The sequence below is a fragment of the Aeromonas sp. R10-1 genome, assembly GCF_040908465.1.
Lineage (GTDB): Bacteria > Pseudomonadota > Gammaproteobacteria > Enterobacterales > Aeromonadaceae > Aeromonas > Aeromonas caviae.
Map to the genome: position 1 here is coordinate 44,420 of NZ_JBFODT010000020.1, position 23,801 is coordinate 68,220.

The following is a 23,801-nucleotide window of genomic DNA, read 5'->3' on the forward strand; positions in this document are numbered from 1 at the left end:
CCAAAAACACGGGGTGCTCCTGCCTCCTTCGGGTGTAAAGTGTGCTCTGGTCACGGGGCATCATGCCCCCTGTTGGAGCCCTGTCGATGAACAAGATCTTGCTTGGAACCCTGCTGTTTTACCCTCTGCTGGCCACGGCAGCCACCCCCTCCTTCGAGTGCGCCAAGGCGAAAGGCGCCGCCGAAACCCTCATCTGCAAGGATGCCGGACTGGCTGCGCTGGATAACGAGCTGTCAGCCCTCTATCCCAAGGCGATTGCCGGGTTCTCCCCCGAGCAGCAGAAGAGCGAGCGCGCCATCCAGCGCGGCTGGATCAAGGGGCGCAACGACTGCTGGAAGGCGGGCGACCTGCGCCAGTGCGTGGAAGAGAGCTACCAGTTGCGGATCACCGAGTTGCAGATAAAAGGCGGCCAACTGAGGGTGCCGACGCCGATTGATTACCAGTGCGGCAAGAGCCTCACCCTCTCCACCTACTTCTACAACGAGGCCAAGCGGCCCGCCGCCATGATCAATTTGAGCGAGGGGAACGACCAGCAGCAGGTGCTCGCCTATGAGACCCCCAGCGCCAGCGGCGCCCGGTACGAGGGACAAAACCTCACCTTCTGGACCAAGGGGAGCGACGCCATGCTGGAGCGCTACGGTCAGCCCACCCTCAACTGCAGCGAGATCCTGGGCAACTGATCCCCCGCCCGGCCAAGGGCCGGGCAACCACTCCCGTACAGGCAGCAAGAGGGTCACCAGTTGGTGGCCACTCGCCCCCCTTTTACCTATCCTCTCCCCCTCTCCCCCTCTCCCCCTCTCGCCAATCCAGCCCGGACGCCAGGCTTTCGGGCTGGCCTCCATTTGTTGATCTTGCCCGGCAATTCGCCATTTCCTCCTTCCCCTTCGCTCGCGGGCCGTTAATATAGCCAATTGGCAACACACGCCTCGTCGGAGTCTCCCATGTGCCATGCCAACCACGCCCCTTTGGTCAATCGCAGCAAGCTGGAAGCTGACATTCAGGGCGGTAGCGTCGCCAAAGGGCACAACCGGCAAGAGGTAAGTGACTGATTCAACCATGTCGAGTGGAGTGAATGTATGGAAACGCACACACTGCATCGGGGTCGGCTGATCGACCATCTCCAGCTGGTGGTGAAAGACCTGACCGCCAGCGAGCCCTTTTACAGGGCCATACTGGCCACCCTCGATGTGCCAATCGGCGGCGCGGGTGAGGGTTACTTCTGGGCTGACGAGCTCTTTGTCACATCCATCGACAGCCCGGCAGCGCTCGGCACACTGACCGGCCGCCATCATCTCGCCTTCCAGGCACAAGACAGGGCCATGGTGGATCGCTTCTATCAGGCGGCCCTCGCCCACGGCGGTCAAGACAACGGCGCCCCCGGCGAGCGCAATTATCACCCCGGCTATTACGCCGCCTTTGTGCTCGATACGGACGGCAACAATATCGAAGCAGTTTATCACGGTGAGGCAAGGCGCAGCGCAGAGTCGGTGGAAATTCGGTTTTAGAAATTAACGGAGCGCCGATGATATGGGGTTCGCCAAGGTGCAATGAGGTGGTTACGCCTTGCTCAACATAGTGACGCCCAGAGTTTCTTATCGACTGTATTTTTATTCAGTCGTAATGGTCGTGCCAGATGAAGAGGCCAAGCGAAGACGGGCAGACTCAGAGCCAAGCTGGCAATATTATTATTTTAAATAAATTTTCGTCACAGTGATAAAGTAGGTACGGAATTATGCGGAAGACTCGATTATCGGATTAATACCACCCGCCATCTATTAACTGTTATATGCATTACGAGAAACAACATGGAAAAGATTCCGATATATCAAGATAAGTTGACAGTTTATCTAGATCAAAACATGCTAGATATGTTCATGAAATTTGGTTTAGGTGAACTTGGGAAAATGCTTGCTTGTAAATACCAAGTCATTTACTCAGATGAAACTCTAAAAGAGATAAAGCGTTCAGTTGGCTATGAGAGCAAATTTCTTGAAATACTGAACCAGCTAGGTGCATTTCATTTGAAAATTTGTTTTGATGAGCACTTCCAGCCAACTGGTAAGGCAACAATTACAGAAAGAGATAGTTATCTTTCTTTTAATGAATACAACTCAAACGAACCAGTATACGAACGCATCTATCAATCAATTATGCTCAATGTTCAAAAGGTTTACGGTGGCTTAAGTCAGAATACATTTTGGGACACCAGAGATACACAAGTTGACGCTTATAATGAGTTGCATGATTTCATGCTTAAAAACATTGAGGATTTGAAACCCCATTTCCCTGAGTTAGCAGTACAGTTAGAAACTCAATCCAGTGAAATTAAAAGGAAGATGTCAGATGCCATTTTTGAGAGCGCAAGACTTGCGTCAGAGAGTGTTAGTGACTCTATTGGTTGGTCGGGCATAAAAGACTTTCGTAAATCTTTAGATATAGGGCCGATACAGTTGAATAACATAGAACCACCAAACGTTATTCAGCAGATATGGTCTCTTATTCATGAAAAACTCCCAAAAGAATCAGACATAACCTTAGAGCAATTTTTCGGTATAGAAAGCAACCCCATTTACCCAACAATAGAATTTTTCAAGTATCAGAAAGTCAATTCAATATATCACATGTTAAATATGCTGGGATATCATCCAGATTCAAAGGTTCATATAGAACGGCGATTCTTTGCCTCGATAAGTGACCAAAGTCATGCAAGTTTCGCAACTTTCGCTGACATATTACTTTCTAGGGATAAGTCTTTTCTTAAAAAGGTAGAAGCCGCTTATGCATTTCTGGATGTAAGCACTAATATTTTTTATGTTGAAGAAAACATGTATAACAAAGCGTTTAAAAGTGACTTGTAACGCTTGGTATTTCTGCTTCACGTTGATTCTAGTGATTAAGGTGGTTTCCATATAACAATTTATGATACCCACTATCTCGATAGCAGACTTGCCTAGCAAGGTGGATGTCCCTTGCCAATCCAACTCCTCCCTCCCCCATGGGGATTCTCTCCCGCCAGCCACTGACCTATAGTGAGCCCCTACTCGAACAACCTTTGCGAGCAGCACCATGTATATCGGCGAATTTGCCCGGCTGGCGGGCACCACCCCAAAGGCGGTCCGCCTCTACGAGCAGCTCGGGCTGCTGCCCGAGCCCAGGCGGCGCGGCAAGTATCGCGTCTACCGGGCTGAGGATCTGGAGTGGGTCGGCTTTATTCGCGAGGCTCAGCAGCTCGGCTGCAAATTGAGCGAGCTGGCCCCTCTGCTCGCGGGCCTCACCAGTCTCGCCGAGTTTCCCTGGCAGAAGGTGGAGCAGCTTATCGCGGGCAAGCTGGCACAGATAGAAGCGGAGGTCGCCCGGTTGCAACGCCAGCACCAGGGCTTGAGCCAGTGCGCCACGCTGCTGGCGCAGCACCCTTGCCGATATGGTGCCCCGGCGCAGCAATCCCCCGACGGGCGGGATCATCCCGCCGCCGCGGATCGGGGGCAAAAGGTGGCTTGACTCTGTCCCATGGGGCAAGGGGTGTAATGGGGGCTCACTTCAAGGAGCCATACCATGACCCCCAACCTGCTTGTTCTCAACGGCAACCCCAAACCCGACAGCCTCTGCCACGCCCTCGCCCGAGAGTATGCCCGCAGCGCCGAGCAAGGGGGCGCGCGCGTCACCCTGCATCACGTGGGGGAGCTCGCCTTCGCGCCGGACCTGCAACATGGCTATGACGAGGCGCAGCCCCTCGAACCGGATCTGCAGGCGGTGCAGCAGAGCCTGGTGCAGGCCCACCATCTGGTGATCGTCGCCCCCGTCTGGTGGGGCCACCTGCCTGCCCGGCTCAAGGGGCTGCTGGATCGCACCCTGCTGCCGGGTTTCGCCTTTCGCTACCAGCCGGGGAAGGCCCACCCGGAGCAGTTGCTCGCCGGCAAGACGGCGCGCCTGCTGCTCACCATGGACAGCCCCCCCTGGTATTACCGCTGGTGGCAGGGTGCCCCCCTGGAGCGCACCCTGGACAAGCCGGTGCTGGGGCTGTGCGGCATCCGGCTGACCCACCGCCAGCATCTGGGGCCCGTCCACACCTCGGATGAGGGGGCCCGCCAGCGCTGGCTTGCCCAAGCCGGGGCCGCCGCCCGCCAGGATGTGCAACGGCTGGGCAGGCGTCCCGCCTAATCCCTGCCATGGGCATGTGTTGCCCATTAAAAAGCCCCGCAGTTGCGGGGCTTTTGTCGTCGAGGCGGGGGTTATTTTGCCGCGATGGCGTCTGCCATGGGGCTCTGGAACTCCTGCTCGGCTTCTGCGAAGCGATCCTGCATGGCCTTGGAGGGAGCCTTGTCCAGCAGGCTGAACAGCACGATGGCCAGGGTGGCAAACAGGAAGCCCGGGATGATTTCGTACAGACCCAGCCAGCCGAACTGCTTCCAGATGATGACGGTCAGGGCACCGACCAGCATGCCAGCCAGGGCGCCGTTGCGGGTCATGCGGGACCAGAGCACGGAGAGCAGCACCACGGGGCCGAAGGCGGCACCGAAACCGGCCCAGGCGTAGCTCACCAGCCCCAGCACCCGGTTTTCCGGGTTGGTGGCGACGGCGATGGCCACCAGGGCGATCAGCAGCACCATGGCGCGGCCGACCCACACCAGCTCTTTCTGGGAGGCGTTCTTGCGCAGGAAGGGCTTGTAGAGATCCTCGGTGATGGCGCTGGAGCAGACCAGCAGCTGGCAACTGAGGGTACTCATGACCGCCGCCAGGATGGCGGAGAGCAGCACGCCGGCAATCCAGGGGTTGAACAGGATCTTGGAGAGCTCGATGAAGACGCGCTCCGGGTTGGCGGTCACGCCGCCCGCCTGCTCGGTGAAGGTGGAGAAGTAGGCCAGGCCGAAGAAACCGATGGACACGGCGCCACCCAGGCACAGCACCATCCAGGTCATGCTGATGCGACGGGCGCTGGCCATGGAGTGGTGGGAGTCCGCCGCCATGAAGCGCGCCAGGATGTGGGGCTGGCCGAAGTAGCCCAGGCCCCAGGCCATCAGAGAGATGATGGCGATGAAGTCCAGGTTCTTGAACATGTCGAGGTTGCTGGCGTTCTGCGCCGCCACCTGCACCATGGCGGTGTCGATGCCGCCCACGGCGATGATGACGAACACCGGGGTGAGGATGAGGGCGAAGATCATCAGGGTCGCCTGCACGGTGTCGGTCCAGCTTACCGCGAGGAAGCCGCCGAAGAAGGTGTAGGTGATGGTGGCCGCGGCACCGATCCAGAGGGCGGTGTCATAGCTCATGCCGAAGGTGCTCTCGAACAGGCGGGCACCGGCCACCACACCGGAGGCGCAGTAGATGGTGAAGAACAGCAGGATCACCAGGGCGGAGAGGATGCGCAGCACCCGGCTCTTGTCCTCGAAGCGGTAGGTGAAGTAGTCCGGCAGGGTCAGGGCGTTGCGGTTCTTCTCGGTGTGAACCCGCAACCGACCGGCCACCCAGCGCCAGTTGAAGTAGGCGCCGATGATGAGGCCGATGGCGATCCAGCTCTCGGAGATGCCGCCGATGAAGACGGCGCCAGGCAGGCCCATCAGGAGCCAGCCACTCATGTCGGAGGCACCGGCGGAGAGGGCGGTCACCCAGCTCCCCATCCGGCGGCCGCCGAGAATGTAGTCGTCAAAGTTACGGGTGGCGCGATAGGCGATGAAGCCGATCAACACCATCCCGAGGATGTACACCAGAAAGGTGATGAGCATGGGGGTGCTAGCTGTCATTCAAAACTCCGTTATGTGACGTCTGTGCCCGTTCTTGCGACGGACTCTTCCTTAAAAAAACCGGCCTAGAGTAATCAGCAGATCGCCGGACCACAACCACTTTTAACAAATAAAAAACACATGAAAAACGTTTAACACCTAACCAAGCAACCACTCAATTGCAATAAGGCCGGATTTTATCCCGACCTGCCAAGGGTTTACCCTGATGATCCCCTCCCCCGCGCCATAAAAAAGCCCCGACAGTGGCCGGGGCTCGGGATACCGACGGGCGGGATCAGCGGTTGATGGCGATGGGCATGCCGCTGCGCTGCTCCAGGGCCTGCTTGACCAGCTGGGAGTCGCTGTCCGCGTGGGCGATGAAGCGGGTCACGGCGGTGGACATGGGCAGCGGGGCCGGCAGGCTGGAGTTGAACTCCTCCTGATTGCGGGAGAGGGGCTGGTGCACTTCCAGGTAGCGGCGGCCATCCGGCTCGACAGAGGCCTTGATGGGCTGGTTCACGAACTGGACGCGGGTACCGACCGGGACCTGCTTGAACAGGTACTCGATGTCGTCGTTGCGCAGACGCACGCAGCCGTGGCTCACCCGCAGGCCGATGCCGAACTGGGCGTTGGTGCCGTGGATGGCGTACATCTTGCCGATGTAGAGCGCGAACAGCCCCATGGGGTTGTCCGGTCCGGCCGGCCAGACCGCAGGCAGGGTCTCGCCACGGGCGGCGTACTCGGCGTGCATCTTCGCGGTCGGGGTCCAGGTCGGGCCCGCCTTCTTGCGCTGCACGCTGGTCACCCAGTCTTCCGGGGTGTCGGTGCCGAGCTGGCCGATGCCAATCGGCAGCACTTCCACCACCTTCTTGCCTTTGGGGTAGTAGTAGAGGCGCATCTCGGCGACGTTCAGCACGATGCCTTCACGGGGGGCATCCGGCAGGATCAACTGATGCGGCACGACCAGCTTCTCGCCCGCCTGCAGCAGCAGGGGGTCCGCCTTGGGGTTGGCTTCCAGCATGTTGGTCAAGCCGAGCTGGAATCTGGCCGCTGCCGCTTCCAGGGGTTGGCCCGCCTCTTCCGGGGACACCACGTAGTCCAGGTTCTCCCCCACCAGGCGGCTGTTGGCTGCGGGCAGGGCATATTCGATAGCGAGGGCGGGCATGGCGGCCAGGATCAGGGAGCAGCACAGTGCGGCCGCCGTGTTGTGGAGGAGCTTCATAACTTTCCTGTGATAAAGGGGGTGGTTCAGCACTCTGGCCAGCGCGGAGGCGACGGGCGCGCCCGGGGCGAAGAGAAGGCCGCCATTTTTCTCCTCTGCCATGCAAATTTCAACCGCCACGTGCTGACGGGTCGGCGATTAAATACGGTGCAGCGCTGCGCCACGGCACCTTGTCATAAGCGGGATCAGCCATTTTTCCAACTGTGCATATCATAACCGGTTGGAGACTGATGCAAACGCAGATGGAATTGCTCAATTATCGCAAATATGTGGTCGAAAATATCAGCCTGTATCCCTTCATACTCGGCCCAGGCGGTGGTCGCCGTGAAGCAGTAGATCTCCAGCGGCAGGCCGTCCGTGGTCGGTGCCAACTGGCGCACCATCAGGGTCATGTCCTTGCGAATGCCCGCATGAGCCCGCAGGTAGGCGTCCAGATAGGCGCGCAGGGTGCCGAGGTTGGTGAGGTGGCGACCATTGATGGGGCAGCTGATGGCATCGCTGAGCTGCTGGTTGTAGCTGCTGAGCTCCTGCTCCTTGCGGCTGAGGTAGGGCGCCAGCAACCTGGCCTGCTTGAGCTGCAACTGCTCCTGCGAGGTGAGGAAGCGCACGCTGGTCATGTCGATGTTGACGCTGCGCTTGATGCGGCGCCCGCCGGATTCGGTCATCCCCTGCCAGTTCTTGAAGGAGTCGGAGATGAGGGCATAGGTGGGGATGGTAGTGATGGTCTTGTCCCAGTTCGACACCTTGACCGTGGTGAGGCCGATGTCGGTCACCTCGCCGTCCGCGCCGTACTTGTCCATCTGCAGCCAGTCACCGACGCTCAGCATGCGGTTGGCGGAGAGCTGGATACCCGCCACCAGGCCGAGGATGGGGTCCTTGAACACCAGCATCAGGACCGCGGTCATGGCCCCCAGGCCGCTGAACAGGAAGAGGGGCGACTTGCCGAGCAGCAGGGCGATCATCAGGATGCCCACCAGGATGCTGGCCACCAGTTTCACCCCCTGGAAGATGCCGCGCAGGGGCAGATCCCGCCCAAGCCGGGTATGACGGCTCAGGGAGAGCAGGCAGTCGAGCAGGGCGAACAGGGCCAGTAGCAGGAACAGCAGGATCCAGAGCTGGGCCAGCAACTCGATAAGCGCCAGGCTCTCGGACGCTTTGGGCAGCCAGATCTCCGCCTGACCGAGCAGCACGGCCCCCTGGAACACGAAGGCGAGCCGGTAGAAGAGGCGTTGCTGCAACTGGGGCGGCAGCCACATCTGCTTGGTCTTGCCAAGCAGCCCCACCAGGCGCACCAGCAGGATGCGGTGCAGCACCAGGTGCAGCACCATGGCGGTCAGCACGATGAACCCCAGGGCGATCACCAGGGCCATCATGGGGGTCACATCGACCCCCAGGCCTGACAACCAGTTGAAAAACATCTCTTTCATCGTTACCTCCGCAATATCACACAGCGGTCAGGGTACGCATCTGGTCCCCCATGTCAAATGACAGGCCGATCACTATTGCCGAAACGACAACGCCCGGCAGGGGCCGGGCGTTGTCGTCACCAGAGGGTGCCTTAGCCGACCAGGCTCAGGGCATCACGGGCGATCACCAGCTCTTCGTTGGTGGGCATCACCAGGGCCAGACGGCTGCCTTCGACGGTGATGGGGCCTTCACCGCCCAGTACGGCTGCGTTGTTGGCCTCCTTGTCGATCTTGAAGCCGAGCAGGGCCAGTCGGGCCAGCACCATCTCGCGCACCATGGCGGCGTTCTCGCCGATGCCGCCGGTGAACACCAGGGCGTCCAGGCGACCATCCATGGCGGCGGCATAGGCGCCGACGTACTTGGCAACGCGATAGGTGAAGACATCCAGCGCGCGCTTGGCACCTGCGTCGGTGGCGTAGTTGCCGGTGACGTAGCGGCAGTCGCTGCTCTCCTCGGTCATGCCCAGCAGGCCGGATTCGCGGGTCAGCACCTGGTTGATCTTGTCCACGCTGTAACCCAGGTTGTCGTGCATGAAGAAGACGATGGCAGGGTCGATGTCACCGGAGCGGGTGCCCATCGCCAGCCCTTCCAGCGGGGTCAGCCCCATGGAGGTGTCGACGGACTCGCCGTTCTTGATGGCGCAGACGGAGGCACCGTTGCCCAGGTGGCAGTTGATGATGTTGAGCTCATGGAGCGGTTTGCCCAGCGCCTTGGCGGTCTCTTCGGCGATGAAGCGGTGGGAGGTGCCGTGGGCGCCGTAACGACGGATGCCGTTCTCGCGATAGAGCTTGTAGGGCAGCGCGTAGAGGTAGGCTTCCTCTGGCAGGGTCTGGTGGAAGGCGGTGTCAAACACGGCCACGTTCTTGTCGGCCAGGGCCGGGAACACCTTGAGGGCTGCACGGATGCCGATGAGGTGCGCCGGGTTGTGCAGGGGGGCGAACGGAATGGCGGCTTCGATGCCGGCAATCACGCCGTCATCGATGCGCACGGAGCGGGAGAACTGCTCGCCGCCGTGCACGATGCGATGGCCGATGGCGACCAGCTGATCGGCCAGGGCGGGATCCTGAGGCAGGATGTGGCCCACGATGTGGTCGAGGGCTTCCTGGTGCGCGGCACCGGCGCCCAGCATGGCGTCGCCCTTGACCCCGTGGAGTTTCCATTTGATACGTGCGTCATCCAGATTGAAGCATTCGGCCAGGCCGGACAGCATGTCCTCGCCCGTTTCAGCGTCCATTACGGCAAATTTCAGGGAAGAGCTACCGCAGTTAAGGATCAATACCAACTTGCTCATGTTCTACATCTTCCTGTGCTTCGGCTTTACGCCGACAGTGTCGTGTCATCCAGCGATGGATGGGATTCCCCTGCCGGGGGCTTATGGTCGCAGGAGGGTGCGTCCAATTTTTCAAATCGTTGGGCGCAGACCGTTCGTCTGGCGCGCGCGTCGAATCAGCGATTCGCAACGGGCCTCTGTTGGCCCAATCACTCTGGACTCCAGGCCCCGGTTGCCACTCAGGCGCCGGTCAGCAGCGACTGGTGAACCTTGACGACCAGCTTCTTGACCGGACCTGGGGTCGTCAGGGTGCAGAGGGGGCGATGCAGTTCTCCCGGCCAGAAGATGGCGAAGTCGCCGGGCTGCAACGCCAGATAACTGGTCTGCTCGTCATCGACGAACCAGAGATCGGGGTGAGGATGATCGGCACCGTCCCGGCTGTAGGCGTGAGGGCCCACGCCGATCCACTCCTCGCCGCGCAGCAGCAGCTGGATGTCCAGATACTGCTCATGAAACTCGCCCCGGCGATCCGCCACCGGCTCTGTCAGATCCTCGCTCACCAGGCAGAACAGCATGAGGCCGTCGACCTCCTGCTTGCCGAGGGGGACGTGCAGCCAGCGTTCGACGCTTTGCACCACCTCGGCCACGATACGGTTCAGGGGGGCTGGCAAGGGGGTGCGTCGCAAGGTATCCAGACTGCCGGTGATCATGAGGTTCGCATCCTTAGGTATATCTGTGGTCTATCTTTGTGCACCAATGAAAAAGGACCATTGAAGGTCCTTTTATCGTCTCGTCTGCCATCCGTGCAGACGGGGGCGCTGTCGCTTCCAAGCCGATGGCGCCGAGTCACTGTTGCATACTCGTCCGCCCCTGCCAAGAGATACTCGCCCATTCACCCGATGATCGTACCAGTTGAAACAATATTATTCACTACCCAATCTCCCCCGACTTTGACCAGACGCAAAAACGGGAGCATCTGCTCCCGTTTTTTTTCCATCACCCGCTCAAAGCGGTGCCATTCAAACCTTGCCGGCGTTTTCCACCGGCTTGGCGTACATGGCGCGCCAGATGGCCTTGTGCTCTTGTGGCACCTCGGACTGGCGAGTCAGGAAGGCACTTTGCTCTATGGTGCTGGCCTTGCCGGGCACATCCGCCGCGAGGTAGTTGCCCGGGAAGAGGCGATAGCTGCTCCAGATCGCCTTGTCGATGAGCGCCGCCAGCTCGTCCGGATCGCTGAAGCCCTCGGTGATGGGGGCGCCGAAGGAGACATGTACCCGCCCCTTCTGGCCGACGATGCCCGCGACGATACTCTCGATGTCCTCGAACTCGCCCTTCTCGTAGCTGCCGTTAACCGACTTCTCGTAGAGCTCGCGCGCCTTGGCCTTGTCGGTAGGATCCAGCTCGTAGCTGATGCTCACCGGCACGATGTTGAGGCTGCGCATGTAGTCGACGAACTCGATCTTCTGCTTCTTGCCGTCCACGTAGAACATCTTGAGGATGGCCGGATCCGTCTTGTCATCCCCGTCCTTGGCTCGCCCCTCCTTCTGGGCGATCCAGATGGAGTGGCCCTCGTGCACCGACTGGCCGATGTAGGCCGACAGCTCCCCGAGGGCCTTCATCATCTCCCGCGGTCCCTTGGCGGAGCGCTTGACGATGAAGCTCTTGTTGAGCTTCATCAGCTCGGTGGCGCAGGGCTTGCGCAGCAGGTTGTCGCCGATGGCGATGCGCACGGTATCGAACCCGTGGGTGTGCAGCCCCCAGTTAACGAACGCCGGATCCATGGCGATGTCCCTGTGGTTGGAGACGAACAGGTAGCCCTGCTCCTTCTTGAGGTGTTCGAGCCCGGAGAAGCTCACCCCCTGGGTAGAGGTGGCGATCATCCGGGTCATGTAGCGGGTCACCCCCATCTGTACCTGATGGATGGTGCTGACCTTGGCCCATTTGTGGCGCAGGAACTGGCGGATCAGCGGGCGAATGGCCCAGCCCAGCCAGCTCATCAGGGAACCGAAGCGGTATTTGGCGATGGCGCCGATAAACTCGTCATCCTGGATCAGCCGCTCGATGGCAGCCGGTACTTCTTCATCGCGATAGGGGCGAATGTCCGCGAATCTATCTACTTCTGTCACAATGTCTGCCTTGCATGTATGGAGTCGCGGCCTGCGTCTGCCGGCCGGGAAAATTCAGGGCGCAATTTTACACGCTTTTATCCCCAGGGGTATGAGAGGTGTACAGATAGTGCGATCTTGCAGTGAAAAAGCGATGGCGGTCACCCGCCAGCCCCCCTTTCGACAACGGCTTTGCTAGCCAGCGGGATTGATGAGCGCGGTGAGGACGTGGTCCTCCCAGCGGCCGTTGATCATCAGATAGTCCCGAGCGTACCCCTCCTGCTCGAACCCCAGCCGTTCGAGGAGCGCGCCGCTTCGCAGGTTCGCGGGCATGTAGCTGGCCATGATGCGATGCAGGCCCCGCTCCCGGAACAGGTGATCGATGCCGGCGGCCACCACCTCCTGCATCAGGCCCTGCCCCTCGTGCTCCTTGTCGATGGCATAGCCCAGGTGGCACGCCTTGAACATGCCCATCACAATGTTCGTGAAATTGCAGGTGGCGAGCACCCGCTCCCCCCTGGGATCGAGCGCCACCAGTTGCACGGCACTGCCCTCGAAATAGTGGCCGTAACCGTCGCGCAAGCGGGTCTGCCAGTGAGCGAGGGTGTAGAAGCTCTCCTCCCGCCTGGGCTCCCAGGGGGAGAGGTGGGCGCGATTACGCAGATAGAAATCCACCATCAGGCAGGCCCGCTCCGGGGTCAGCACGGTCAGCCGGGTACGGGGGGTGGCAATGTGGGGCAGCGTCGTCATCTCGCCCTCAGGAGGTTGGAAGCGGACAGAAGGGTCATCAGAGATCCCTCAGCCTCAGCCACTCGTCTCGCAGCAGGCCGTAGTGCACGTGATCCACTACCCTGTCCGCCAGCCGCTCCGCCCGCCGGGTGATCCCCTCCTGGGTCATTCCCAGCCGCTCGCACACGGCCCGGCTCGCCTCGTTCTCGAGGGCGGCGCTGATCTCCACCTTCTCCATCCCCATCTCCTCGAAGGCGTGATGGATCAGGGCCTGGCAGGCCCGGGTGATGATGCCGTGCCCCTGCCAGCGCTCCGCCAGCCAGTAGCCGATGGTCACCTTGCCGAGATCCTGATCGATCTGGTTGTAACCGATGACGCCGACCACCTCCCCCTGATACTCGATGGCCGTGGTCAGCCCCTCCCCCCGGGCAAACTTCTCGATGGCGTGGCGAATGAAGGTGGCGCTGTCGGCGGGCTGCTGGATGTGGGGCACCCAGGGCAGCCACTGGGAGAGGTAATCGCGGTTGCGCTGGCAGAGGCGAAACAGCTCGCTGGCCATGTCGGGTTGCAGGAACAGGAGCGCCAGCTCGTCATCCAGTTGCCATGAAAACATCGCCACTCCTTCCCGGTTCCGCTCCGGCCATCTGCCGTCATGGGAGCCAATGTAGTCAATCAATCCCTTGTTTGCCAAGGACTTTTCAACCGGCTTCCCCGCTGGCAACCCCCATATGGCGATCCCCATGCGGGCACCTTGATCCCAAAGTCATCAATCACCCCTCACAGCGGTTCAACATGCTGCCATTACCAGTATTTGTGGATGATTGGCGCTGTAAAAGTGAATCGTGCTACCTGTTTTCTCTGCCCTGTGACAAATGACAGGCCGTTATTTTCCCCCTTCCCACTAGTGTAAGAGCGCCGGGCAACGGACCCGGCGTGTAATCTTCATCGACTAAGGAAAGACGAGATGAACAAAGTCTATTTGGCCGTCATGCTGGCCTGCTGGGGAAGCGCCGCCATGGCGGCAGAACAGGTGGAAGTGAACCAGGTCTCCGACCTGGCCGGTGCGGTGAGTGGCGCCGCCAAGATTGGCGCCCTTGGCGCCGGGGATGGCGAGTTTCGCAAGGTGCGGGCGGTGACGCTGCCCAATGGCCAGCAGCGGATACGCTATGAGCAGACTTGGCAGGGGATTCCGGTGTGGGGCCAGGTCCTGGTGGCCGATCAGGCGCTGGGGGGCCAGGTCAATCAGGTGTCCGGCACTATGCTGCGCAAGATCGATGCCGACCTGACGGGCCCGGCCGTTGCCCTCTCCGCCAGCGACGCCGCACGCCAGGCTCGCAGCGGTGCCAAGGGGAGCAACGAACAGGTCAAGCTGTTCGTGATGCAGGATGAGACCGGCCAGGCCAGACTGGTCTATCTGGTCTCCTGGCTCGCCGCCAGCAAGGAACCGAGCCGCCCCTTCGTGATGATCGACGCCCAGACCGGCAGCGAGCTCAAACGCTGGGAGGGGATCAACCACAAGGACGCCACCGGCCCGGGGGGCAACGTCAAGACCGGCAAGTATTTCTACGGCGCCGACTTTGGTCCCCTTCAGGTGGATGACAACTGCCGCATGACGGGGACCAATGTGGACACCCTCAACATGAATCACGGCACCACGGGGGGCACCATCCACCAGTTCACCTGCCCGGAGAACACGGTCAAGGAGATCAACGGTGCCTATTCCCCTCTCAACGATGCCCATTACTTCGGCAACGTGGTGTTCGACATGTACCGCAACTGGTACAACACGGCGCCGCTGAGCTTCAAGCTCAAGATGCGGGTGCACTACAGCCGCAACTACGAGAACGCCTTCTGGGACGGCAGCCAGATGACCTTCGGCGACGGGGCCACCACCTTCTATCCACTGGTGAGCCTGGATGTGGCCGCCCACGAGGTGAGCCATGGCTTCACCGAGCAGAACTCAGGGCTGGTCTACTCCGGTCAGTCTGGCGGCATCAACGAGGCCTTCTCCGACATGGCGGGGGAAGCGGCCGAATACTACATGAAGGGCAGCAACGACTGGCTGGTGGGGGCCCAGATCTTCAAGGGCAACGGCTCCTTGCGCTACTTCGAGGACCCGGCCCGGGACGGCAAGTCCATCGGCCATGCCAGCGATTACTATGACGGCATCGACGTGCACCACAGCTCCGGGGTCTACAACCGCGCCTTCTACCTGCTGGCCAACACCAGCGGCTGGCAAACCCGCAAGGCGTTCGAGGTGTTCGTGCTGGCCAACCGCCTCTACTGGGGCCCCAATACCACCTTCGATCAGGGGGCGTGCGGGGTGACCAGGGCCGCCACGGATCTCGGCTACAGCGTGAGCGACGTGGCAGCCGCCTTCACCGCCGTCGGGGTCAATGCCACCTGCGGCGGCACCACGCCCCAACCGGGCAGCGTGCTGCAAAACGGGGTACCGGTGAGCAATCTCACCGCCGCCAAGGGGGGCAAGCTGAACTTCACCGTCGAGGTGCCCGCCGGCAGAAGCCAGCTGGTGGTGACCAGCAGCGGCGGCAGCGGGGATGCGGATCTCTACGTGAAGTTCGGCAGCGCGCCGACCGCCAGCAGCTATGACTGCCGCCCCTACAAGAGCGGCAATGCCGAAACCTGTACCCTGAACGCCCCCAAGGCGGGGACCTGGCACGTGCAGCTGAGCGGGTTCAGCGCCTTCTCCGGCGTCGCCCTCAAGGCCAGCTACTGAGTCTGAGCGGGCATCAAGGGGAATAAGCGAAGAGCGCCGGCCTGGTCCGGTGCTTTTTTATGTCCGCTTGCCCGACCAGCGCCGGGCAAGGGTACGGGCCGCCTCCAGCACCCGCTCCTTGGCGGGATTGGGGCGCTTGCCGCTGCGCCAGGCCATCATCACGTCCCAGTGATCCGGTGGCAGATCCACCACGTCCAGCTTCACCAAGCGACCGAACTCCAGATCCCGGGTGATGGCGAGCGCCGGCATCAGGGTGATGAAGCCGTGCTCCAGCGCCAGCTCCCGTGCCGCACTCGCTGGCTGGATGGCGTGCAGCGGGCTCGCCACCTGGCGCAGCAGACGCAACTGCAGGATCAGCTCGTCGCAGCCCGTCCCCCACTGCTGGGGCGCCAGCCGCTCGTTGGCAATGTCCTGCAGGGTCAGCCCCTGCCGCCCGGCCAGCGGGTGGGTGGCGCAGGCCACGGCGATGATCGGGGAACGGTAAAGCAGTTCGAGCTGGATGCCCGCGATGGCAGGGCACTTGAGAATGAAGCCCACGTCGGTCTCGCCGGTCAGCAACTCCTGCATGATGATGCCAGAGTGATCCGTGTTGCAGCGGATCTCGAAGGTCTCGTCCACCAGGGCCAGCAGCAGGGGGCCGAACACCGCCGTGGTCAGAGAGGGGAGGCAGGAAAGCCGGATCCGCGGCAATGCAGGCGCCCCCTGCATCGCCAGCCGCCCCCCTTCCAGTGCGCTCAGAGCCGCGGTCGCGGCAGGCAGAAACTGCTCGCAGGCCGGGGTCGGGGTGGCCCCCCGACGATGGCGACGGAACAGGGACTGACCCAGCTCCTGCTCCAGCACGGCAATGCGCTGGCTCACCATGGGTTGTGACCAGCCGCGAATGGCGGCCACCTTGCTGAAGCTGCCACGGTTGGCCACATCCAGCAGCAGTTGCAAATCGTCGAGGGTCATAGCCATAACCAAATCCAATATGAAATATAGCCAGTTGTCGGCTACCACTATATCTGGAGCCCCACCAGAATAGCAGCATCAATCGTCATGAACCGGCTGAACGCCACCGAGCCAGGGAGTTGTCATCCCCCTTGGCTCTGTTTGGTGACGGCGTCGTTCGGGCAAGAAAGACAACAATATCAGCGAAGCAAACAGAGGTATCAGAGTCATGGTGGATCGGGCGAGGCGGTTGGGGCGGTGGTTCTTGGCATTGGATTCCCTGCTGGTGATCCTGGGCTTCTTCGTGGTGATGCCCATGATCAGCCTGCGCTTCGTCGACCAACTGGGCTGGGCCGCCGGTGTGGTCGGACTGGCACTGGGGCTGCGTCAGCTTACCCAGCAAGGGCTGGGGGTCTTTGGCGGCTCCCTCGCCGACAAGTTCGGGGCGCGCCCCCTCATCGTCTGCGGCATGCTGCTGCGGGCGCTGGGGTTTGCCAGCCTGGCCTATGCCCAGAGCGGATTGGAACTGATCCTCTCCTGCATCATCTCGGGGCTGGGTGGCTGCCTGTTCGATCCCCCCCGCGCCGCCCTGGTGATCAAGTTCACCCGGCCACGGGAGCGGGGTCGCTACATCTCCCTGCTGATGATGCTGGAGAGCGCCGGCGCCGTGGTGGGAGCCCTGCTTGGCAGCTGGCTGCTCAACTTCGATTTTGAATATGTCTGCCTGCTGGGTGCCGGTCTCTTCGTCTGCGCCGCCCTGTGCAACCTGCTGATCCTGCCCCCCTACAAGCTTTCGGTACGTCCGACGCCGATCCGGGACGGCCTCGGCCAGGTGCTGGCGGACAAGGCTTTCTGCCGACTGGTGCTGATCTTAAGCGGCTACTACGCGCTCTGGGTGCAGGTCATGCTGATCTTCCCCATTCTGGTCAAACAGATGGCGGGCAGCACCACGGCGGTGGGCTGGATGTATACCCTGGAGACGGCCATCTCCCTGGCCCTGCTCTACCCCCTTGCCCGGTTCGGCGAGCGCCACTTCAAGCTGGAGAACCGCCTGATGGCGGGGGTGCTGCTGATGACCACGGGGATCGGGCTGGTGGCCTTTGCCACCACCTTGCCCGCCGTCTTCCTGCTGCTCGCCTGCTTCTATCTCGGCATCGTCATCGCCGAGCCGGCGCGGGAAACCCTGATGACCAAGCTGGCACAACCGGGGGCGCGGGGCAGCTACATGGGCTTCAGCCGACTGGGACTGGCGCTCGGGGGCATGACGGGTTACGTGGGGGGCGGCGCCCTGCACGACTACGCCATGGCCCAGGGGCAACCCTGGTTGCCCTGGCTGGTGCTCGGCACCGTCGGTGTCACCACCTTGCTGCTGCTGGCGAACTGCTTCCAGCGCGGCTCCCGCCTGGCAGGAGTCAACGCCTGATCCTCTGGTAATCATCCCGTCTACCCCGGGCGCCCTTCTCTTGAAGGGCGCCCTTTTTTCACCTTCATCTTGCATTGCCCTCCCCCTCGTCTGCGTCCATCCACCCGAAAATCCCCCATAAAAAAAGCGGCAGATTGCTCTGCCGCTTTTGCCCAGCCCGCTTGGCTGTTACTTGTTGATATCCAACATGTTGTTTTGCAACATGAAGTCGATCACCTGGTTGGCAGTCGTCCCTGAACCGCCCGTCAGAGTGTCGAAGGTGTGGTTCATCAGCACTATCTCCTGGGTCACCGGCGCGGCACTGCTCTCCTTGACTTGCAGATGCACCCCTTCGCTGTCCTGGAACACCGAGAGCAGGCTCTTCAGGGAGCTCTCGCTCTTGCTGCCATCGCTGTCGAGCAAGTCGCTCAGATCCAGCTTGTCCCCTTCCGACTTGCTGAAATCGACGATGTAGTCCTTGGCCACCTTGCCAGCCTCGGTATCCCCCTTCAGCCAGGTGAAGGTATCAGCACCTGCATCCCCCATGAGGATGTCGTTGCCGGCCCCCCCGATCAGGATGTCGTTGCCCAGTCCGCCGCTCAATATGTCGTTGCCGGTACCGCCATAGAGGGTGTCGTTGCCACTGCCACCATAGAGGCGATCGTTGCCGCTCTCCCCATAGAGGGTGTCGTTGCCGCTACCACCGAACAGGGTGTCGTTGCCGGCACCGCCGTACAGGAAGTCATCTCCCCCCTGACCGAACAGGATGTCATTGCCATCACCGCCGAGGAGGGTGTCACCCTTGTCATTGGTCGACGACTGATCGAACTCGCTGGCATGATCCGTGATGTAGGCGTGCACCTGGGCATCGGTCACCGACCCTGCCCCCAGCTTGCCGCTCACATACTGCTTGATGGCCGCATACCCTTCCCCGCTGATGCCGGTGAAGCGTACCGCGTCGCCAAACAGGATGTCGTCGCCCGCACCGCCATCCAGCCTGTCAGCGCCGGGCAGGTTGCTGACCGGCGTCCCCAGGATGGCATTGGCGAGATCGGAGGCAGACACATTGGACTGTACGACCTTGTCGCTATCAAACAGCTTGAGAATATCGCTCGATACCCCGCTGCCGATCCCGATGGCCGCCAGCACCACATTGTTTGCCTCCAGCAGCGGCAGCACATTCAATGCGTTGTCCCGTGCCGTGCTGTTGGTCGACCCCGAGGTGTAACTGGTTGAGATCTCGAAGGTCCCATCCCCTTGCGCCTTGATCTTGCCGATGTTCTGGGAGCCCCAGTTACCATTTACGTTCTGTGACCACTGCTTGACGTTGCCGCTGGCATCCACAATCACCCGCTGGGTGCCCCCGATATTGGCGTAGAAAGCCGTACCCGGTACGTAGTTGTTGACGTTGACAAAGGTATCCAGACCTTCCTGGGTCTTGGTGTTCACCACCGGATTGATCTCTTCGTTGTAGAAGTAGGAGTTCGGAGCCCCATCGGTGATGAAATAGGCCTGATTCTTCGCATTGGTGTTGTTCTTGGCCAGGTCGCTGTTGAACCAGTTGGAGGTGACCTTGAGCGGATCCTCGTAGTTGGTCAGCCCCGAGGTACCATCCATGCTGGTCAGTACATCACCCAGCAGCTTCAACGCATTGGGATCTTTGAGATCCACGCTGACGGAACGATTGACCTGAGTATCAAAATCGATCAGGAAGACGTTGACCTTGCCCGCCGCCTCCTTGCCCGCACTCCCCTGGAGCTCTTTGAATACCTGGGTCAGTTGATCCCGGATGGTCTTCATCGCCGACGAACCGATACTGCTCGAGGTGTCGATCATGAAGGCGAGGTTGTAGTTCTGGCCCGGCAGCATCACGCTGCCATCCAGATCCCCCACCACGATATTGTGCTCGCTGCCATAGGTCCGGTTCTGGTCCCCCGGCTCCCCTTCGGTGGCGTTGAAGTAGCTCAGGCGGATGCTGTCGTCATCGGTCGCGGTACTGGTCAGATCGGTCCCGACCTCCTTGGCGATGACATCGACCTTGAGATTGACCAGGCCCGCCTTGTCACCCGGTACCCGCAGAGTCAGACCGCTCAGGTTCAGATCCAGTGCATTGCTGCTCCACAGCTTGTCCGATGCGGTGAAGGTCAGCTTGCCATCGTCCCCGACGGTACCCAGCAACTGGCTGCCCTTGTAGAGCTCGGAGCCTTTGGGCATGCCGCTCAGCACCAGGCTGTCAAACACCTCGCTGCCATCCCTGTCGGTGAGGGAGGCCGTCAGCTCGACCGGGTAATCCACCTTGGTCGGCGGAACCAGGGTCAGCTCACCCGTGGTCTGGTTGATCTGGTAGATGCCGTCTGCGAACTGGACATATTCCATGTCGTGCAGGGCCTTGGTCACCCCGACGCCTCGCTCGGACACAACGAAGTCGAACCACTTGTCGTTGTTCGAATAACCCTCGCCCTTCTTGATGGAGTAGTCGGCACGATTGCCGGGCAGCACGGCGATATCCGTGCCAGTCCCGCCATAGAGGCCGTCATTGCCAAGACCGGAGACCAGGATGTCGTTGCCTTCACCACCATAGAGGGAATCGCCCTGGATGGCATCGCTGCCCACCAGAATGTCATTCCCCTGGTTGCCGACCAGGCTGTCGCCACCACCCTTCTGGCTCACGATGTAGTCGTTGCCGCTGGTGCCATTGACCTGATCCTGCCCAGAAGAGCTATCGGTCAGGGTCTTGGTGATCCCGAGGGCCCCCTTGTCGAAGTTGCCGGACTGGAACTGGCCCGTGGTGATCCCCGCGCTCGGGAAGCTCAGGTTGTAAAGGGGAATACCGTTGCCCACCAGACTCAGGTTGACGGTCGGCTTGTCGGCCACCGCCGCCACGTCGATCACCAGCTTGCTGCCGTTGCTGAGGTTGGCACCGTCGCTTATCTGATAGCCGATGCTGGCATAGTCGCCCTTCATGTTGCCGACCACAGCGCCGTTGCCGTTGGCGGCATGGGTGCTCGATTCGTTCAGACCGGGCACGAAGCGCAGATGGCCTGCGTTCACCTCGGCATAGGAGATGAGGGATCCGGTTTGCACCGCAACCCACTGCCCAGCCGCATTGAGGTATTCGAGGGTACCGTTCAGCGGCAGGGTGTTGATCTGCACCCCGAGATCGGTCGCGTCCTGATCGTCGCTGGCACCGAACTGGGCCCAGGTCAGGACCTGGGGCTGATCTTCGGCACCGGCGCTGTGGCCGCCAGCCGCCGTCGGCGCCCGATCGTTGTCCACTATGGTACCGGTCCCGCTCTGACCACCAATGGTCACCGAGAGGGTCTCGTTCGTCTCGACCAGACGATCGTTCACCGTCGGGATGGTCACCGTGAAGTCTGTCACGCCCGCCGGTACCGTGATCTTGCCGGTGGTGCTGTTGTAGGTCACGCCGTTGCTGAACTGGGCATTGCCCCAGTCCTGGTTGGAGGCGGGGTTGTTGCCCGATCCGCGAATGGCGAAATCGTATTCGGTCGCTTCCTGGGTCGCATCGGACAAGGTGACCTTGTGCAACAGGTTGCCCCCTTCAGTCACGCTCTCGCTGGAGACACCCTGAACCAGCGGCGTGAAGAGAGGCTTGGTGGCGAAGGAGCCAATGCTGGCGTCACCGTCACCATCCACCACCCGGATCTGGAAGTCGATGTCACCATCACCCAGGGGTTTGGACATGCGCTGGTACTGGAAGAACTCCCACTTGCCGGTGGCTGGCGTGAACTCCAGCTTGAAGACGAGGTTGCCGCCCGCATCCTTCCCGAGCAGGGTGTTGGCCCCGCTGGCGGTGATGGCGATGGCTGAGCCGGAAGCCGTCCGCAGACCATTCTCGAAGGTCGCCGGGTCCAGTACCAACCCGATGGAGCCCTTGCCGTCCGCCCCCCACTGCGGGGTCACGGTGCCGGAACCATAGGCGATGGCCTGAGCCGTGTTGGCACCGAGGAACTCGATGCTCTGTACGGTGAAGTCGCTGTTGTCGGAGGTATTGGTGTTGCCGTTGTTGGTCGCCTTGATCACCATGGTATCGAAGCCACCCTGCTGCACCTGGAAGTTCTGGTTGAACTCCCCACCCGATGCGTTGGAGTTGAATACCAGGGTGCTGATCAGCACACCACCGCGATAGAACTCCACGACCCCGCTCTCCAGCTCGCCGCCAAACATCTTGCTGAACTTGATGTTGGCGCCGTAGGCAACCTTGCCCGCATCCAGCCTGACGATCAGCTGCTCGGAGGCGGACGATCCGTCGGCAAAGTGACGGAAGTCAATCTCGTTGGCAAGGTTGTGGTAAGGCGCAGCACCGCTGGCCACCCCCAGCCCCGAGCTGGAGCCGTTGACATCCGCCGTTACCAGTGAGGAATCGGTTGCCGACTTGAAGCCCAGGGCGCTGATGGTAAAGCCCGCCATGTTCAGGGTGCTCTGGTTGCCACTGTACTTGGTCAGGTCGAAGAGCCCGGTCAGCACGTTCGGAATATCGGTCTTCACCACGGAAACGGCATCGCTGTTGCCGGCAATGGGGGAGTCGTCCTCGACGCTGACATCCAGCTTGCCCTTGGTGACGCCGCTGCCATCGGAGACCTCCACGTCCAGCTGGAACGACAACTTGTCTTCCGAGGTCGTATCCCCGTGGTCGAGGGGGCCCTTGAGGGTCACGTCATAAGTCCACTCTCCCTTGCCGCTGGCATTGGGTGCCGTCAGCTTGACCTCAACCACCGCCTTGTAATCGGCGCCGCCAATCGCCCCCGTGTAGCCGACCAGCGTCTTGCTGCCCGCATCCCAGCTCCACTGGACCTTGGCCCCACCGGACGTCAGCCCGGCCGGTCCGTTCAGGGAGATGCTGAGCGTGCTGCTGTCGATGTCGCCCACCGAGAGGGTACCGGACGCCTTGATGGCGTTGGTGGTATCCGGGTTGCCGACCGTGTCGGCAATACCGTTTGCCAGCCCCTCTTCGGAGACGACTGCCCCGTTGGAGATGGTCAGCGTCGGCAGATCGTTGACCGCATCCACCTTGATGGTCACGGTTGCGGGACTCGCATCCACGGCGCCGTCGTTGTCTACCGCCGCATAGTTGAAGGTGGTGTTGCCGTTCCAGTTCGCATTCGGGGTGAAGGTGAGCTTGCCGGCGTCCGCCACCGCAATGCTCTGATCCACCGTCACAGCCACCCCGTTCAGATAGAGGATGCCGTTGGCAGGCAGGCTCTTGATGGTGAAACTCACCACGTTGCCATCGATGTCGCTGCCACTGAGGGTCGGAATGGCGATGCTGGCGGCATCTTCCTGACCGTTTGCCTGCTTGTTCGCCGTCTCCGGCGCTTCATTCAGGATCTGCGCGTTGTCGCTGCCCGGCAGGGAGACGTTGCCCGCCTTGTCGGTCTGGGTCGCCGTCACCGTCAACGACTTGCCGTTGGCCGGGGTCGTCTCCGTCCAGCTGATGGTGCCATTCTGATAGCCGTAGCTCTTGCCATTGCTTGCCAGCAGAGTGCCATCGGCCTTGAGCGTCAACTGGACAGTGCTGTTCACCCCGCCATTGTTGATGGTCAGCGTCACCTTGCCGCCCGCAACCAGGTCTGCGTGATTGATCCCGGCGCGTACCTGGATCTGATCATTGCCAATCTCGGCCTTGGTCAGCATCTGGTCATTGTTGGCATCATCCACGATAACCACGGTCGGGGCATTGGGTGCCTGGGTGTCGGTGTCGGCGCTGTCGCTGCCGCCGGTGCCCGCGTTGCCCGCCAGGTCGGTGTAGCTGCCCTCGTTCACGGTGACGCTGGCTGTGCCTTCGAAGCCCGGGGTCGGCGTGAAGGTGCCGGTCCAGGTCTTGCCGCCGTCAGTGGTCTTGAGGTCGGTAACCGTGCCGCCCACCACGGTCAGGTCGCCCACTCCGAAGCCCTTGACCTGCTCGCTGAAGGTGAAGGTGACCTCGCTGGTCTCGCCCACGGTCAGCTTGTCGTCAACGATGTTGACCACCACGCTCGGGGCTTTGATATCGGCGCCGGCTGTGTCGCTGCCGCCGGTGCCCGCGTTGCCCGCCAGGTCGGTGTAGCTGCCCTCGTTCACGGTGACGCTGGCAGTGCCTTCGAAGCCCGGGGTCGGGGTGAAGGTACCGGTCCAGGTCTTGCCGCCGTCAGTGGTCTTGAGGTCGGTAACAGTGCCGCCCACCACGGTCAGATCATCCAGCTCGAACCCGGTCACCTTCTC

At 61.3% G+C, this 23,801-nt stretch carries 17 protein-coding genes; 7 read left to right on the forward strand and 10 right to left on the reverse strand.

What is annotated here, in order from left to right; all coding sequences use genetic code 11:
• Positions 1-86: 86 nt before the first annotated feature.
• The 5 genes from AB5Y93_RS09325 (at position 87) to AB5Y93_RS09345 (ending at position 4,158) form a co-directional block, all read left to right on the forward strand.
• Positions 87-680, forward strand: coding sequence for an MliC family protein (locus tag AB5Y93_RS09325; protein WP_368229221.1), 594 nt, complete (start codon positions 87-89; stop codon positions 678-680).
• Between the two features lie 396 nt (positions 681-1,076).
• Positions 1,077-1,505: a VOC family protein gene (locus AB5Y93_RS09330; RefSeq protein ID WP_368229222.1), complete on the forward strand. Its 429-nt coding sequence runs from the start codon at positions 1,077-1,079 to the stop codon at positions 1,503-1,505.
• A gap of 300 nt (positions 1,506-1,805) precedes the next feature.
• Positions 1,806-2,858, forward strand: coding sequence for a hypothetical protein (locus tag AB5Y93_RS09335; RefSeq protein ID WP_368229223.1), 1,053 nt, complete (start codon positions 1,806-1,808; stop codon positions 2,856-2,858).
• Positions 2,859-3,066: 208 nt separating this feature from the next.
• Positions 3,067-3,498: a MerR family transcriptional regulator gene (locus AB5Y93_RS09340; RefSeq protein WP_368229224.1), complete on the forward strand. Its 432-nt coding sequence runs from the start codon at positions 3,067-3,069 to the stop codon at positions 3,496-3,498.
• A 54-nt stretch (positions 3,499-3,552) separates the two neighbouring features.
• Positions 3,553-4,158, forward strand: coding sequence for an NAD(P)H-dependent oxidoreductase (locus tag AB5Y93_RS09345; RefSeq protein ID WP_324041739.1), 606 nt, complete (start codon positions 3,553-3,555; stop codon positions 4,156-4,158).
• Positions 4,159-4,229: 71 nt separating this feature from the next.
• Here the strand turns inward: AB5Y93_RS09345 and putP are convergent, their stop codons facing one another.
• From putP to AB5Y93_RS09385, 8 genes are all read right to left on the reverse strand, one after another.
• Positions 4,230-5,738 (reverse strand): sodium/proline symporter PutP, encoded by a 1,509-nt coding sequence (putP, locus tag AB5Y93_RS09350; protein WP_368229225.1) that lies wholly within the window; start codon positions 5,736-5,738, stop codon positions 4,230-4,232.
• A gap of 274 nt (positions 5,739-6,012) precedes the next feature.
• Positions 6,013-6,939: a L,D-transpeptidase family protein gene (locus AB5Y93_RS09355; RefSeq protein ID WP_010675523.1), complete on the reverse strand. Its 927-nt coding sequence runs from the start codon at positions 6,937-6,939 to the stop codon at positions 6,013-6,015.
• 185 nt (positions 6,940-7,124) lie between these two features.
• Entirely contained in the window at positions 7,125-8,366 is a 1,242-nt protein-coding gene (locus AB5Y93_RS09360) for a mechanosensitive ion channel family protein (protein WP_010675524.1), read from the reverse strand.
• 131 nt (positions 8,367-8,497) lie between these two features.
• Entirely contained in the window at positions 8,498-9,697 is a 1,200-nt protein-coding gene (locus AB5Y93_RS09365; protein ID WP_010675525.1) for an acetate kinase, read from the reverse strand.
• Between the two features lie 218 nt (positions 9,698-9,915).
• Positions 9,916-10,386: a YhcH/YjgK/YiaL family protein gene (locus AB5Y93_RS09370; RefSeq protein WP_368229226.1), complete on the reverse strand. Its 471-nt coding sequence runs from the start codon at positions 10,384-10,386 to the stop codon at positions 9,916-9,918.
• Positions 10,387-10,695: 309 nt separating this feature from the next.
• Positions 10,696-11,802: a 1-acyl-sn-glycerol-3-phosphate acyltransferase gene (locus tag AB5Y93_RS09375; protein WP_010675527.1), complete on the reverse strand. Its 1,107-nt coding sequence runs from the start codon at positions 11,800-11,802 to the stop codon at positions 10,696-10,698.
• Positions 11,803-11,976: 174 nt separating this feature from the next.
• Positions 11,977-12,531: a GNAT family N-acetyltransferase gene (locus AB5Y93_RS09380; protein WP_041212415.1), complete on the reverse strand. Its 555-nt coding sequence runs from the start codon at positions 12,529-12,531 to the stop codon at positions 11,977-11,979.
• A gap of 37 nt (positions 12,532-12,568) precedes the next feature.
• Positions 12,569-13,123, reverse strand: coding sequence for a GNAT family N-acetyltransferase (locus AB5Y93_RS09385; protein ID WP_010675529.1), 555 nt, complete (start codon positions 13,121-13,123; stop codon positions 12,569-12,571).
• Between the two features lie 351 nt (positions 13,124-13,474).
• Here AB5Y93_RS09385 and AB5Y93_RS09390 point away from each other — a divergent pair, with 351 nt between their 5' ends.
• On the forward strand, positions 13,475-15,247 hold the full coding sequence (locus tag AB5Y93_RS09390) for a M4 family metallopeptidase (protein ID WP_368229227.1): 1,773 nt from the start codon (positions 13,475-13,477) through the stop codon (positions 15,245-15,247).
• A 57-nt stretch (positions 15,248-15,304) separates the two neighbouring features.
• Here AB5Y93_RS09390 and AB5Y93_RS09395 read toward each other — a convergent pair whose 3' ends face one another.
• A complete protein-coding gene (locus tag AB5Y93_RS09395; protein ID WP_029314793.1) occupies positions 15,305-16,204 on the reverse strand; it encodes a LysR family transcriptional regulator in 900 nt (299 codons plus the stop codon).
• A gap of 202 nt (positions 16,205-16,406) precedes the next feature.
• Here AB5Y93_RS09395 and mdtH point away from each other — a divergent pair, with 202 nt between their 5' ends.
• Positions 16,407-17,600 carry a multidrug efflux MFS transporter MdtH gene (mdtH, locus tag AB5Y93_RS09400; protein ID WP_029314794.1) on the forward strand — a complete coding sequence of 398 codons (1,194 nt, stop codon included), beginning with the start codon at positions 16,407-16,409 and terminating at the stop codon, positions 17,598-17,600.
• 168 nt (positions 17,601-17,768) lie between these two features.
• Here mdtH and AB5Y93_RS09405 read toward each other — a convergent pair whose 3' ends face one another.
• Entirely contained in the window at positions 17,769-23,795 is a 6,027-nt protein-coding gene (locus AB5Y93_RS09405) for an Ig-like domain-containing protein (protein WP_368229228.1), read from the reverse strand.
• Positions 23,796-23,801: the final 6 nt, after the last annotated feature.